We start from the raw sequence: 14,400 nt of genomic DNA on the forward strand, positions 1-14,400 counted from the left end.
CAAGCATGACATGGCGCAAGTGGGGGCTGGGACTGCTGACGATGGCATACCCGCTCGTAATTTATTTTGGTCTGCAACACTACTCGCCGCGCGTGATGGCGCTGGCGCTGGTGGCGCTCGCGCTGTTGCGCGCCACTACCAGCCGGCAGGCCGGATGGCGATGGCTGGCCTTGCTGGCCGGCGTGCTGGCTATCGTGGTGCTGGTTTCCGACCAGTCGTTACCGTTGAAAATCTACCCGGTGCTTGTGAACGTGGCGCTGCTGGGTGTGTTTGGCTGGAGCCTTGCGCATCCGCCAACGCTGGTGGAGCGGCTGGCCCGTCTGCGCGAGCCGGAGCTGCCCGCGCACGCGGTGGCCTACACGCGGCGCGTGACGCAGGCCTGGTGCGTATTCTTCTGCTGCAACGGCGCGATCGCCGCCGTTACGGCCTTTGTCGCCAGCGACCGGATCTGGGCGCTTTATAACGGCGCCATCTCGTACGGATTGATCGGTGCGATGTTTGCCGGCGAATGGCTGGTGCGTCAGCGCGTGAAGTCTCGCCATGCGGAGGGCCATCATGGCTGAACGCATGACCAATGTCAGCGGCGCGATGCGCCGGCTAGCGGCCAGGGCCGACGCCGCGGCGTTCGTGGCGCGCACGGCGGCATGGCGGCATGCGTTTGCATCGCAGGCTGGTCTGCGCTGGGCCTTGTACCTGGATCGGCCCGATGCGTTTGCTGCCGCGCTGTTGGGTGCATGGCATGCCGGCAAGCACGTGGTGCTGCCGGGCGACGCACGTCCCGAAACGGTTGCGGCATTGCGCGATACCGTCGATGGCATGGCTGGCGATTTGCCGCAGGGTTTGCAGCCCGCGTGCGATGCCCCGGCATTCGACTGGCCGCAGCTTGCCACGCACGATACGTGGGTCACGTTGTTCACGTCGGGCTCGACCGGCGCGCCGGCCGCACTGGAAAAACGCCTGGCTCAGCTCGACGGCGAGATCCACGCGCTCGAGCAAGCGTTCGGCGCGCTGATACCGGCCGATGCCAGCGTATTGAGTACGGTTTCGCACCAGCATATCTATGGCCTGCTGTTCACGGTCCTGTGGCCGCTCGCGTCCGGGCGGGCCATCCCGTCCGCGCGGCTGGCATTTCTGGAAGAGCTGGTGAGCCACTGCGCGGCGGATCGCCGGCCGGCGGTCCTGGTCAGCAGCCCGGCGCATCTGAAGCGGATGCCCGGCATGGTGGACTGGCGGGCCACGCACGGCGTTCTGCAGGCGGTGTTCTCGTCTGGCGGGCCGCTGCCCGCGGATGCTTCGGCCGACGTGGAGCGCCTGATGGGGCTGTCGCCGATCGAGGTATTCGGCAGTTCGGAGACCGGCGGTATCGCGTGGCGCCAGCGCAAACTTCACGCGGATGCCTGGACGCCGCTGCCTGGCGTGGGCTGGCGGCTGCAGGACGGGCAGCTCGCGGTGCGCTCGGTGCATCTGCCCGATAGCGACTGGCATGTCTGCGCGGACCGCGCGCTGCCGACGCAAGCGGGCGGTTTCGTGCTCGCTGGCCGTACTGACCGCATCGTCAAGATCGAGGAGAAGCGTGTCTCTCTGACCGCGCTCGAACAACGGCTGGCCACGTCGCCGCTGGTACGCGAAGCGCGCGTGGCGATGATTGCCACCGCGGTGGGCGAACGGGCAGGAGCCGTTGTCGTATTGAACGATGCCGGACGGACCGAGCTGGACTCGCGCGGCAAGCCCGCCGTCGTTCGCGCGTTGCGCCAGTTGCTGAGCGGCGCCATCGATCCGTTGGCGCTGCCGCGCCGGTGGGCGTTCCCGCGTGACATGCCATGCAACGCGCAAGGCAAGACCACGGAGGCGATGTTGCGCGAGCTGTTCCGGCACACGATGCCCGTGGTGCGATGGATCGATGCCGATACGACGTCCGCGCATGCCGAACTCGACATTGCCGAGGACCTGGCGGTGTTCGACGGCCATTTTCCGGGCATGCCGATCGTGCCCGGTGTGGCCCAGGTGGACTGGGTGATGTCGCTGGCGCCCGAACGGCTCGACATTCCCCCGCGCGAGCGCTTTGCCCGGATCGATACGCTCAAGTTCCACGCCGTCATCCGGCCTGGCACGAAGGTCAGTCTCGCGCTTGCCTGGCAGCCGGCCGAATGTGTGCTCGGATTCCGATTCACTTCCAATGCCGGCCCGCATGCGAGCGGCAAGATTGTTTTCCATCCCGTAGCTTCATGAGCGCAGTGTTTCGACCCATCGTCCTGGTACCGGTTTTCGACCATGAGCATGCCATTGGCGCTATGGTCGAGGCGATCCTGCGCCATCCGTGGCCGTGCCTGCTGGTCGACGATGGCAGCGGCCCGGCGTGCGAGCAGACGCTGCGCGAGATTGCCGCCGCGCATCCGGAGCGTGTGCTGCTGGAGCGCCGGCCGCAAAACCAGGGCAAGGGTGCCGCGATGATGGCCGGATTCAAGACGGCTGCGCGGCTCGGCTATACGCACGTGCTGCAGATCGATGCCGACGGACAGCACGACGCGGCCGATATCCCGCGTTTCTTCGATCTGGCACAGGCGCACCCGGACTCGGTCATCGCCGGGTATCCGGTCTACGATGACACGGTACCGATGCACCGGTTCTACTTCCGGTACCTGACCCATGTCCTGGTCTGGCTCATCACACTGTCCGTCGACATCCGCGACTCCATGTGCGGGCTGCGGGTATATCCGCTGCAGGCCGTCATGGGCTTGATGTCCGACACCAGGCTGGGTCACCACATGGAGTTCGACACCGAGGTCATCGTCCGCCTTTACTGGCGTGGATCGCCGGTGGTGAACGTGCCCACGCATGTCACGTATCCGTCCGACGGGGTATCGCATTTCCGCATGCTGCAGGACAACGTGCTGATGGCCGGGATGCTCACCAGGCTGCTCGTGGGCATGATCTGGCGCGTGCCGTCGCTGCTGTGGCGCAAGGTGAAGCCGGCATGAGCGTCGTCCATCCCGACACTTCCTCTTCCGGGTCGCAGTCCGCACGCGCGCAGCACTGGAGCGCGATCGGCGAGGCGACGTGCGTCTGGGGCATCTGGCTGCTGTATGCGCTGTACCGCGTATTCGGGCGCGTGCTGTTCCGCATGGTGATGGTGCCCGTGGTGGCCTACTTCTGGCTGGCCTATCCGCTGGCCCGCCGGTCGTCGGCGGACTACCTGCGGCGCATGGAGGCCGCCACCGGTGCCATCGGCACGCGACCCAACTGGCGGCATTCGCTGCTTCACCTGTTCTCGTTCGGGGACACGATCCTGGACAAGCTGCTGGCCATCGGTGGCCGCTATCGCTTCGAGCACGTGAGCAAGGAAGGTGCCGACGTGCTGCTCAGACAGATTGCCAGCCGGCAGGGCGGCATCATCATGACCGCGCACGTGGGATGCCTGGAGCTTTGCCGCGCGATGGCGAACCGCATCGACGGGCTGCGATTGACCGTGCTGGTGCATTCGGCACACGCCGAGCGTTTCAACCGCATCCTGGCGCGGCTGGACCCCGATTCGACACTGCAGCTTTACCAGATCGACGATATTTCGCCGGCCACGGCGGTGGAACTGTCGGCGCGGGTTCAGGCGGGCGAGTTTGTGGCGATCGCCGGCGACCGCGCGCCCGCGCATGGCGGACGTGCGGTGCGTGTGCCATTTCTTGGCGCGCCCGCGCGCTTTCCGGTTGGCCCGTACGTGCTGGCCGCGCTGCTCAAGTGCCCGCTGTTTGCGATGGGCTGCGTGCGCGCCGGCAATGGCCACGTGATTCGCTTCACGGAACTGGCACGCAGCGTCACGTTGCCGCGTGCCGCGCGCGAGGCGCGGCTCGCGGAACTGGCGCAGCGTTATGTGGACTGGCTGGAGCTGCTGGTCGTGCGCTCGCCATTCGACTGGTTCAACTTCTACGACTTCTGGGCCGAAGACCCGATCAGCGTCGGGCGGCTCGATCCTGCACAGGCTGCGCGCGAACAACATGCCGAATCTCACGAGTCATGAAATCCTGCTGACACCCGCCTTCCACGACCTCGATCCGATGGACGTGGTGTGGCATGGCAACTACCTGCGTTACTTCGAGCAGGCGCGCTGCGCATTGCTGCAGCAGATCGATTACGACTATCCGCAGATGCGGGCATCCGGCTTTGCGTGGCCTATCGTCGATATTCGCGTCAAGTACGTGCGTCCGCTGCGCTATGGTCAATCGGTCATCGTGCGCGCGACGTTTGCCGAATGGGAGCATCGGCTCAAGATCGTCTATGAAGCACGCGATGCGGCCAGCGGGCAGCGCCTGACGCGCGGCTACTCGATCCAGGTGGCGGTGGACATCGCAACGCAGGAAATGCTCTACGTCAGCCCGCCCGTCCTGTTGGAACGCCTTGGAGTGCCCACATGAATCGCCGGGACATCCTGCGCGTGCTCGCCACCATCGGCTGCCTGGCCGCGCTGCCGGCGCAGGCCGCCGAAGACCTGCCGACGGCCGTGGCCGCGAGGCTCACCGAGGCGCCGGTCATCCGTGGTCAGTTCGAACAGACGCGGCGGTTGTCCGGCTTCAGCAATCCGCTGGTTTCGCACGGGGACTTTCTCGTCGTGCGCGGCCGCGGCGTGGTGTGGACCACGCTTGACCCGGTGCCGTCGAGTCTGCTGGTCACGCCGGACAAGCTCGTCATGCGTGGCGCCGATGGCAAGGTCCAGCAGCAGATGCGCGCCGATGCCCAGCCGGCCATGCGCGTGGTGGGCGAGTCGATGATCGCCATGCTGCGCGGCGATTTCCGGAGCCTGTCTTCGCGTTTCGATGTGACGGGCAAGCTGGTCGGCAGCAAGGGATGGACGCTGACACTCACGCCGACCGATGCCGGCATGCGCCGCGCGTTCTCCCGTATCGACCTGTCGGGCGACCAATACGTCCGTAACGTAAAGCTGGAAGAGGCCAACGGTGACAGCACGGTGGTGAAGATGATCAACCCCGTCGCCGCGAACCGGCTCGATGCAGCGGAGGAGCAACGCCTTGAGTAATGCGGCAGGCAGCCTGGCGATGCAGGGTACGCTCACGCGGCGGGACCGTGTGCTGGCACTGGCCTGGCTGTTGCTCGTAATCGTGGTGGCCGTGCATCAGGTGCAGTTCTGGCGTGCGTCGCGCCTGGATACCGATGTCATGGCGCTGCTGCCGACCAGCGCACGAACGGCCACGGCCGATCGCGTGCTACGCCAGCTCAGCGAGGGCGTGTCGCGCGAAGTGGTGGTCCTGGTGGGCGGCCGCGACTGGGCGCAGACGCGCGCGGCGGCCGACCGCTTTCGGCAGGTGATCGGACACGACAACGCGCTGCTCCGTTCACAGGACAAACTTGGGGCTTTCGATCTCGAAGCCGCGCTGGCGTTCTACCGGCCGTGGCGAGACCGTCTTCTGACGGACGCCCAGCGGCAGCAACTGGCCAGTGCGAGTGCGGATACGCTGGCGCAGCAGGCGTTGACGCGGCTCTATCAGTTTTCGATGGGTCCCAGGCTGACGGAATGGGCGGCGGACCCGCTCGGGCTTTGGCAGGACTGGTGGCTGGCGCGTGCGGACGCGACGCGCGTGCGCGAGCGCGACGGCATGGCGACCGTCACTGGCGATGGCAAGGACTGGGTCCTGCTGACCTTCCGCAGCGGCAAGTCGGGATTTTCGGCCAACGGCAATACCGACTATGGCGATCTGCTCGGCCGGGCGGAGGCGGCAGCGCGCGGCGGCGACGATGGCGTCCGTGTGATTGCGGCTGGCATTCCGCTGCATGCGGAGGCCGCGGCGTCGCAGGCCAATTGGGAAATGAACGTTATCGGTCTGGGCTCGCTGGGTGCGGTGCTGCTGTTGGTGTGGCTGGCGTTTCGCTCGCTGCGGCCCATCCTGCTGGTCGGTTTGTCGCTGCTGATCGGTACGGGCATGGCCATCTCGGCGACGGCGGTCGTGTTCGACCGCGTGCACCTGATCGCGCTGGTATTCGGTGCGAGCCTGATGGGCGTGGCGGAGGATTTCGGCATCCACTATTTCGTGACGCGGCAGGCGATGCCGCGTGCCACGCCGCCGTCGGTCATGCGCTTTCTGCTGCCGGGCCTGTCGCTTGCCTTGCTGACCAGCGTGATGGCGTATCTGGCGCTGGGCATCGCGCCATTCCCAGGCTTGCGCCAGATGGCGCTTTTCTCGGCCGTGGGGCTGACGACGGCATTTCTGACGGTGGTGTTCTGGTTTCCGTTGCTCGATCGCGGCACACCACGACAGACGCGCTTGTCGACCTGGCTGGCAAATAGCCTGGCCCGATGGCCGCTGGTCCGCAACGATCGCCGAACCTGGATGGCGCTGGGCCTGCTGATGCTGTTCATCGTGGCAGGGGTGTGGCAGGTGCGCGTGGTTGACGATGTGCGGCAGTTGCAGAGTTCGCCTCCGGCGCTGATGGAGGCGCAGCGCAAGGTCGGCCAGTTGCTTGGCACGCCCAGCCCGGCCCAGTTTGTGCTGGTGCGCGGCGCCACGCCAGACGAGGTGCTGGCGCGTGAGGAGGCCGTCAAGGCGAGCCTGACGGGCGCGCTCGACCGGCATGCGTTCGACGGCTTCGTGGCGATTTCGGACTGGGTGCCATCGGCCACGCGGCAACGTGCCGACGCGGCACTTGCCGATCGCCAGGAAGTCGCCGTGCGCGAACGGGTGGCAAAGTCGCTCGGCGGCACCGTGCCCGCGCCGTCGGCTGCGCCTGCCACCAATGTGCTGACGTTGCAGGCATGGCTCGCCAATCCGGTTTCCGAGACCGTGCGCCAGCTCTGGCTGGACAAGGAGGGCAGCGGCTACGCGAGCGTGATGCTGTTGCGCGGGTTGAACGACGTGGCGGCCATCCCCGCCATCGCCGCGGCGGTGCGCCAGGTGCCGGGCGCCGAATGGGTGGACCGTGTGGCCGACTTTTCGTCGCTGCTGCATCACTACCGCGTCCTGATGAGCTGGCTGCTGCTGGCGGGTGCGGCCTTCGTGGGCCTGCTGCTGGCCTGGCGCTACGGACGCAGCGGCTGGCGGGCGCTGGCACCGACGCTGCTGGCGGCCGCGTTCAGCGTGGCAATGCTTGGGTGGCTGCATGTGCCGTTGCAGCTGTTTTCGATTCTGGCGCTGGCATTGCTGCTCGGCGTTGGCGTCGACTACGGCATCTTTCTACTTGAGCATCCCGGCGACGGCGTGTCCTGGACGGCCATCGTGCTCGGCGCCGCCAGCACGCTGCTGGCTTTTGGATTGCTCGCACTGTCTTCCACACCGGCGCTGCATGCATTCGGCATGACGATGTTGTCCGGCGTGGGTGCGGTATGGATATTGTCGCCGTGGTTCAGGCCCATTGTGGCAAGCACGGCGCAACAGGAGGTACATCGATGAGGACGGAACAGGCGGAAGTCGTGATTGTGGGAGCCGGCCCGGCCGGCTCGGTGGCCGCCGGGTTGCTACGTAAGCGTGGTATCGGCGTGCTGGTGCTGGAAAAAGAGACCTTTCCGCGTTTTTCGATCGGTGAAAGCCTGCTGCCGCAAAGCATGGCCTATATCGAAGAGGCCGGCATGCTGCGTGCCGTGGTGGAGGCCGGCTTCCAGTACAAGAACGGCGCCGCGTTCGCGCGCGGCGACCGATATACCGACTTCGATTTCCGCGAGAAATTCTCGCCGGGTTGGGGCACGACGTATCAGGTGCAACGCGCGCATTTTGACGACGTGCTGATCCGCGAGGCACAGAAGCAGGGCGCCGAAGTGCGCTTCCGGCATGTGGTGGAAGCAGTGGACGTCAGTGGTGCGCGGCCGGTGGTGACGGTGCGCGGTGAAGACGGCATCAGCTATGCGGTGCAGGCGAAGTTCCTGCTCGATGCTTCCGGCTTCGGGCGGATTCTGCCGCGACTGCTGGACCTGGAATCGCCGTCGAACTTCCCCGTGCGCGCCGCCATCTTCACGCATGTGGCCGATGGCATTCCGCTGGGCACGTTCGACCGCAACAAGATTCGCGTTGGCGTGCATCCCGTGCATGCCGATGTCTGGTACTGGACGATTCCGTTTTCCAACGGCCGCTGTTCGCTTGGCGTGGTAGCGGAGAAGTCGTTTCTCGACCGGTATGACGGCGACGAAATGGCAAAGCTGCGCGCGCTGGTCGATGAAGATCCCGGCCTGGCCACGCTGCTCCGCAACGCGCAGTGGGACACGCCGGCGCGGCAGATCGCGGGCTATGCGGCCAATGTGCGTTCGCTGTGGGGCAACGGCTATGCGTTGCTCGGCAATGCCGGTGAATTTCTGGACCCGGTGTTCTCGTCGGGCGTGACCATTGCCTTCAAGTCGGCAAGTCTGGCCACGGCCTGCCTGGCCCGACAGCTGGAGGGCGAGCGGGTGGACTGGGAAGCGGATTTCGCAAAGCCGCTGAAGGCCGGTGTGGACTGCTTCCGCGTGTTCGTGGAGGCCTGGTACGAAGGCCGATTCCAGAAGCTGATCTTTCATCCGGATTCACCGCCGGACATTCGCGCCATGATCTCGTCGATTCTGGCCGGCTATGCGTGGGACACGTCGAATCCGTTCGTCGCCGAACCGAAACGGCGCCTCAGTGTGCTGGAGCAGCTTTGCAACGTCTGAGTCTGATCCTCCTGGTGGCGATGTGCGCGCTCATAGCGGGCGTGCAGGGATGTGCCAGCGTGGCCCCGAAACCGGCGGAGCTGCCGGTGCTGCGGCTGGCGCCTGCGTCCCTGGGCCGCACGTTGAACCTGGAGCAGCAGATCACCGTGCAATATCCCTCGCCACAAGGCGAGCAGACGCGCGAGATGCTGGCGCTGCTTGAAGCCGATGCCACCCATACGCGGCTGGCGGCGCTGGCGGGCAACCAGGTGTTGGCGCGCATCGACTGGGATGGCCGTGAACTGCATGTCACGCGCTCGCCGTGGGCGCCGCCCGAGCTGAAGCCGGAACGCATACTCAGCGACATGCAACTGTCGCTCTGGCCCGTTTCCGCGATACAGGCGGCCTTGCCGGCAGGCTGGCGCGTGGAAACCACGGACGGCGTGCGCCAGTTGCGGGCGGGCACGGAAGTGGTGGCGGAAGTCCGATATCCCGATGCCATGACGACGCTGTTCACGCAGCGGCGCGACGGCTATCGGCTGACCATCCGCACGTTGCGTGACAACGGGAGTGCGAGATGACGGTCTATCTTCACGACATGAACGTGCTGTGCGCGCTGGGTAGCGGCAACGACGCGGTGCGCACGGCGCTGTGGCGTACCGATGGCCCTTCGGGCGGCGCGATGACGGACCTGTACACGCCGGGCACGCCATTGCATCTGGGCATCGTCGGCGAGGCCATCGACGTAGCCGATCTGCCGCCCGATACGCCGCCGTCCCAGGCCAGCCGAAACAACGCGATGCTGGAGCGCGCGCTGATGCCGCTGCATGCCGCAGCCGCGGCGGCCATCGCGCGCGTGGGACCGACAAGGGTGGCCATCGTGCTGGGCACCAGCACTTCGGGCATCCACGAAGGCGAGCTTGCCGTGCGTGCGCGAGCGGCAACGGGCGAGTGGCCGGCCGGCTTTCACTACAGCCAGCAGGAACTCGATTCGCCCGCGCGTTACCTGGCGCGCCGGCTTGGGGCGGCAGGCCCCGCCTACACCATTTCCACGGCATGCTCGTCGAGTGCGAAGGCGCTGGCCGCCGCCGCGCGGCTGCTCGAATGCGGGATAGCCGATGTCGCGATCGCGGGTGGCGTCGATACGCTTTGTTCGTTCACGATTGAAGGGTTCCGTGCGCTGGAGGCGGTGAGTGCCACGCGGTGTAATCCGCTTTCCGTCCATCGGCAGGGTATCAACCTTGGCGAAGGTGCGGCCCTGTTTCTGATGTCGCGTGATGCCGGCCCGGTGCGGCTGACCGGCTGGGGCGAAACCTCGGATGCGCATCACATCTCCGCGCCGGACCCTGCTGGCACGGGGGCACGCGCAGCGATGCTGCAGGCGCTGACGCGGGCACGGCTCCGTCCCGCCGACATCGACTACCTGAACCTGCACGGTACGGCCACCGAGCAGAATGACGTGATGGAAGCACGCGCCGCGACCGACCTGTTCGGCGCCGATCTCGCGGTCAGTTCGACCAAGCCGCAGACCGGGCACACGCTGGGCGCCGCGGGCGCTGTCGAGGCGGCGCTGCTTTACCTGACGCTGGTCGACAACCCGCGCGGCCGGTTGCCCGCGCACTGGTGGGATGGCGTGCTCGACCCCGGCATTGCGCCACTGCATGTGGTGGGGCCCGACGAATCGCTTGGACGGCCGGTAAGGCACGCCATGAGCAATTCGTTCGCCTTTGGCGGCAGCAATTGCGTACTGGTGATGAGCGAGGGCTAAAGATGGCTGGCGCCGATCCGTTATCGAATCCACGGAACCCTCTGCCGCCCGTCGCCGAGCTGGTACCCCATGCGGGTGCCATGCGCCTGATCGACGAACTTCTGGAGGCCGATGCCACTCACGCGGTGGCACGTGCAACCGTGCGGCCCACCCAGCTGTTTGTTGACGATGCCGGCATGCCCGCGTGGATCGGCATCGAGTACATGGCGCAGACCATTGCCGCCTGGGCAGGCATGCAGGCCCGCTCTGCGGGCGGTGCGCCGCGGCCGGGATTTCTGCTTGGCGCGCGGCGCTATGCCTGTGATGTCGCGGCATTTCCCGCGGGCAGCGTGCTTACCATCCACGTGCGGCTGGAAATGGCGGGCGATGACGGCCTGTCGCTATTCGCCTGCACGGTAGCGCAGGATGGCAATGAGGTGGCCCGCGCCACGGTTTCCGTATACGCGCCTGACGATGCGCAGGCATTCCTCGAAGGACAGCAGACATGACCAACCAGACTGTGCTCGTGACGGGCGCATCGCGCGGCATCGGCAGGGCGATTGCCCTGCGCCTCGCGCGCGATGGCCATGACGTGGTGGTCCATTGCCGCGCCAGCGTCGAAGAAGCCAATTCCGTGGCCGATGCGGTACGCGCATTCGGCCGCAATGCGCGCGTGCTGGTATTCGACGTGAGCCAGCGCCAGGCCGCTGCCGACGCGCTGCTGGCCGATATCGAGGAGCATGGCTGCTACTACGGCGTGGTGTGCAACGCCGGACTCGCGCGCGATGCTGCATTTCCCGCGATGACTGGCGAGGAATGGGACGAGGTCGTGCATACCAATCTGGACGCGTTCTACAACGTGCTCAATCCGGTGGTGATGCCAATGGTGCAGCGCCGCCGTCCGGGGCGCATCGTGACGTTGTCGTCGGTATCGGGGCTGGTCGGCAATCGTGGCCAGACCAACTACAGCGCCGCCAAGGCGGGCATCATCGGCGCCACGAAGGCGCTGGCGGTGGAGCTTGCCAAACGGCAGATCACGGTCAACTGCGTGGCGCCGGGCCTGATCGACACCGAAATGGTCGACGCACATGTGCGCGAGGAAGCGCTGAAGATCATTCCGGCACGCCGGCTGGGTAACCCCGATGAGGTAGCCGCGGCCGTCGCCTTCCTGCTGTCCGCCGATGCCGGTTACATTACGCGGCAGGTGATTTCGGTGAACGGGGGCATGTTCGGATGAAACGGGTGGTGGTGACGGGTGCCGGTGCCGTCAGCGCGCTGGGCAACGACTGGGGCACGGTGCGCGAGCGCCTGGCCAGCGGCCGCAATGCCGTCGTGCACATGGATGCCTGGGCCGGCATTCGTGGCCTCAACGCGCACCTTGCCGCGCCGGTGCCGCCGTTCACGCTGCCGTCGCACTACACGCGCAAGCGCACGCGCACGATGGGCAGGGTCTCGCAGATGGCCGTGCTGGCCAGCGAGGCAGCGCTGGCCGATGCGGGGCTGGCGGACCATCCGCTGGTCACGGGCGGCCTGATGGGCGTGGCGTATGGCTCATCGACCGGCACCCCGTCGGCCGCGCAGGATTTTGCGCGCATGATGAGCGAGCGCACCACGGACGGCATCAACGCCACGACGTATATCCGGATGATGTCCCACACCACGGCCGTCAATATCGGACTCTTCTTCGGCATGACCGGACGTATCCTGACCACGTCCAGTGCGTGCACGTCGGGCAGCCACGGTATCGGGTATGCGTACGAAACCATCGCTATGGCCCGCCAGGTGGCCATGCTGGCGGGCGGCGCGGAAGAACTCGATGCGACCGAAGCGGCCGTCTTCGACACGCTGTTTGCCGCCAGCACGCGCAATGACACGCCTGGTGCCACGCCGCGCCCGTTCGATGCCGGGCGCGACGGCCTGGTGCTGGGGGAGGGTGCCGGCACGCTGGTGCTGGAAGAACTCGGGCACGCGCAGGAGCGTGGTGCGAGCATCCTGGCGGAGATCGTCGGGTACGGCACCAACAGCGATGGCAACCACGTCACGCAGGCCCAGCCGGAAACGATGGCCCAGGCCATGCGCATGGCGCTGCACGATGCCGGCCTGCAGCCGGACCGCATCGGCTACGTGAATGCGCACGGGACGGCCACGGAGCAGGGCGACCTGGCCGAGGCGGAGGCCACGCATTCGGTGTTCGGCGCGCATGTGCCAATCAGTTCGCTGAAGAGTTATATCGGCCATACGCTCGGGGCCTGCGGGGCGCTCGAAGCGTGGATGACGATCCAGATGATGCGCGAGGGATGGTTTGCGCCAACGATCAACCTGGACCAGCCCGACCCGCGCTGCGCGCCACTCGATCATATCGTCGGGGAAGGGCGCCGCCTGGACACCGACTATGTGATGAGCAACAACTTTGCGTTTGGCGGCATCAATACTTCGCTGATCTTCCGCCGCTGGACCGATCGATCCTGAACCATGCCACTTGCCCTGCGAACCGGATCGGTCATGGCGTTTGCCGCGATGGCGCCACCTGTCAGCCGCTGGATGTCGGCCGAAGAACTGGCGCGCCTGGCGGACATGCGAGCGCAGCAGCGTGCCGAGCAGTTTGCGGCAGGCCGCTGGCTGGCGCGCCGGCTGCTGGCGGTGACGTTTGGCGGCGATGCGTCGGAATGGGCGCTGTCGGCCGCCGAGGATGCGCCGCCGCTGGCCACGCACACGGCTGGCGCGGTAGGCACGCCGGTGTTCGTGTCGATTGCGCACTCGGGGGATCACATCGCCTGCGCGGTATCCGACATGCCGGTGGGCGTCGATATCGAGGAATTGCAGCCGCGCAGGCATCTGGATACGTTGATCGAGGCCACCACCACCGAGGCCGAACGCGCCGCGCTGCCCGAACTGCTGGCGGACGACGATGACGAAGCGCGCATGCTGGCGTTCTTCCAGCTATGGACGCTCAAGGAAGCATGGATCAAGTGCCACGGCGGCAACCTGTTCCAGACGATGATGGGGCATGTCGTGGAGGCCGTGCCGGCGCCGCTGGCGCAGGCCAACGGGCTGACATGGCGCCGCAAGAACGCCGTGCTGGCACTGGCGGCCACTACGCTGGTGGAAGAACTCGAACTGCCGCACGCCACCGGCTGGCGGTTGCAAGCGCGCGAAATCGTCGACTAGGCCGTCCGGCCCAGGTCCGCTCAGGTTTTTTCCAGCGAGGCGCAGGCCGCGCGAAGGATGGCGGCGTAGCGCTCCAGGTGCGGCTCGATCCGGTACACGGGACCCGCAATCGAAATGGCATAGCACTCGCCGGAGAGTCGTACCGGCCAGGCCAGCGCGCCCACATCGGGCATCGATTCACTGATATTGACGTACGCGCCGCGCTCTCGCGCCTGGCGCAGGTTCGCTTCGAGCGTGCCCGGCGTGGTCAGCGTGCGTGGCGTGAATTGCTGAAAGTCCAGCCGGGGCAGCAACGCCGCGCGCTCATCATCTTCCATCGCCGCCAGCAGTGCCTTGCCGATCGAGTTGGCATGCAGCTCGCGCCGTTCACCGGCGGTGGCGATATAGCGGATCGCGTGGGGCGACTCCAGTACGTCCAGGTAGACGACGGCGGTGCCTTCATGGAGCTTGCCGATGACAATGGTCTCGCCGGTGGCATCGCGCAACTCGCTCATCGTGCCGTGCACGCGGTCGAGAACGGGATCGTGCCTGGCAATCTGCTGAGCCATCGCCAGCAGCCGTCCGGTGGGGTAGTAGCCCTGGCGGCGGGCCGTTTCGTAGAGATAGCCGAGCGACGTCAGCGTGCGAATCAACGCCAGGCAACTGGAGGCCGGCACCGCCAGCAGGCGGGCCAGCTCGGACAGCGACAGCGCGCGCCGTTCGCGCGCGAAGGTCTCGATGATCTCGATCACGCGCAAGGCGGTCTTGACGTTCATCGCTGGGGACTTGGTTGGCTCTGGGCGCTCTGGCATGGGCGGCGGTCGGGTTCGGATCGGGCTGACGCTATCGGGCCGGACTGTAGCACGGCACCGCGCTGGCCAAGCGCCCCGTAGTGCACGGCGCTACAACCAAT

General features: G+C 66.6%; 15 protein-coding genes. 14 read left to right on the forward strand and 1 reads right to left on the reverse strand.

The features are described 5' to 3' along the window. Positions 1–5: 5 nt before the first annotated feature. Genes AC3FLX_RS08310 through AC3FLX_RS08375 form a run of 14 tightly spaced genes read left to right on the forward strand, consistent with a single transcriptional unit; the run spans position 6 to position 13,508 of the window. Positions 6–563 (forward strand): COG4648 family protein, encoded by a 558-nt coding sequence (locus AC3FLX_RS08310; RefSeq protein WP_488695493.1) that lies wholly within the window; start codon positions 6–8, stop codon positions 561–563. Continuing rightward, on the forward strand, positions 556–2,229 hold the full coding sequence (locus AC3FLX_RS08315) for an ApeI family dehydratase (RefSeq protein ID WP_488695495.1): 1,674 nt from the start codon (positions 556–558) through the stop codon (positions 2,227–2,229). The genes AC3FLX_RS08310 and AC3FLX_RS08315 overlap by 8 nt, the downstream gene beginning before the upstream one ends. After that, positions 2,226–2,978, forward strand: coding sequence for a glycosyltransferase family 2 protein (locus tag AC3FLX_RS08320; protein ID WP_488695496.1), 753 nt, complete (start codon positions 2,226–2,228; stop codon positions 2,976–2,978). Before AC3FLX_RS08315 ends, AC3FLX_RS08320 begins: the two co-directional genes overlap by 4 nt. Further along, a complete protein-coding gene (locus tag AC3FLX_RS08325; RefSeq protein WP_488695498.1) occupies positions 2,975–4,009 on the forward strand; it encodes a lysophospholipid acyltransferase family protein in 1,035 nt (344 codons plus the stop codon). The genes AC3FLX_RS08320 and AC3FLX_RS08325 overlap by 4 nt, the downstream gene beginning before the upstream one ends. After that, a complete protein-coding gene (locus AC3FLX_RS08330; RefSeq protein WP_488695500.1) occupies positions 3,987–4,403 on the forward strand; it encodes an acyl-CoA thioesterase in 417 nt (138 codons plus the stop codon). The genes AC3FLX_RS08325 and AC3FLX_RS08330 overlap by 23 nt, the downstream gene beginning before the upstream one ends. Beyond that, a complete protein-coding gene (locus AC3FLX_RS08335) occupies positions 4,400–5,023 on the forward strand; it encodes a LolA family protein (protein ID WP_488695502.1) in 624 nt (207 codons plus the stop codon). Before AC3FLX_RS08330 ends, AC3FLX_RS08335 begins: the two co-directional genes overlap by 4 nt. After that, the gene (locus tag AC3FLX_RS08340) at positions 5,016–7,388 is read left to right on the forward strand and encodes an MMPL family transporter (RefSeq protein WP_488695504.1); all 2,373 of its coding nucleotides are present in this window, start codon (positions 5,016–5,018) and stop codon (positions 7,386–7,388) included. Before AC3FLX_RS08335 ends, AC3FLX_RS08340 begins: the two co-directional genes overlap by 8 nt. Beyond that, complete coding sequence (locus tag AC3FLX_RS08345; protein ID WP_488695506.1) at positions 7,385–8,614, forward strand: NAD(P)/FAD-dependent oxidoreductase; 1,230 nt, start codon at positions 7,385–7,387, stop codon at positions 8,612–8,614. Before AC3FLX_RS08340 ends, AC3FLX_RS08345 begins: the two co-directional genes overlap by 4 nt. Beyond that, positions 8,602–9,174 carry a DUF3261 domain-containing protein gene (locus AC3FLX_RS08350; protein ID WP_488695508.1) on the forward strand — a complete coding sequence of 191 codons (573 nt, stop codon included), beginning with the start codon at positions 8,602–8,604 and terminating at the stop codon, positions 9,172–9,174. The genes AC3FLX_RS08345 and AC3FLX_RS08350 overlap by 13 nt, the downstream gene beginning before the upstream one ends. After that, positions 9,171–10,361 (forward strand): beta-ketoacyl-ACP synthase, encoded by a 1,191-nt coding sequence (locus AC3FLX_RS08355; protein ID WP_488695510.1) that lies wholly within the window; start codon positions 9,171–9,173, stop codon positions 10,359–10,361. Before AC3FLX_RS08350 ends, AC3FLX_RS08355 begins: the two co-directional genes overlap by 4 nt. Before the next feature lie 2 nt (positions 10,362–10,363). Next, a complete protein-coding gene (locus AC3FLX_RS08360; RefSeq protein WP_488695511.1) occupies positions 10,364–10,849 on the forward strand; it encodes a hotdog family protein in 486 nt (161 codons plus the stop codon). Next, positions 10,846–11,577, forward strand: a complete 732-nt coding sequence (gene fabG, locus AC3FLX_RS08365) for a 3-oxoacyl-ACP reductase FabG (RefSeq protein WP_488695512.1) — start codon at positions 10,846–10,848, stop codon at positions 11,575–11,577. Before AC3FLX_RS08360 ends, fabG begins: the two co-directional genes overlap by 4 nt. After that, positions 11,574–12,809: a beta-ketoacyl-ACP synthase gene (locus AC3FLX_RS08370; protein WP_488695513.1), complete on the forward strand. Its 1,236-nt coding sequence runs from the start codon at positions 11,574–11,576 to the stop codon at positions 12,807–12,809. The genes fabG and AC3FLX_RS08370 overlap by 4 nt, the downstream gene beginning before the upstream one ends. Positions 12,810–12,812: 3 nt before the next feature. Further along, on the forward strand, positions 12,813–13,508 hold the full coding sequence (locus AC3FLX_RS08375) for a 4'-phosphopantetheinyl transferase family protein (protein ID WP_488695514.1): 696 nt from the start codon (positions 12,813–12,815) through the stop codon (positions 13,506–13,508). A 20-nt stretch (positions 13,509–13,528) separates the two neighbouring features. Here the strand turns inward: AC3FLX_RS08375 and AC3FLX_RS08380 are convergent, their stop codons facing one another. After that, positions 13,529–14,263, reverse strand: a complete 735-nt coding sequence (locus AC3FLX_RS08380; protein WP_488695516.1) for an IclR family transcriptional regulator — start codon at positions 14,261–14,263, stop codon at positions 13,529–13,531. Between the last annotated feature and the right edge of the window lie 137 nt (positions 14,264–14,400).

Source organism: Cupriavidus sp. 291-E7 (genome assembly GCF_057798835.1).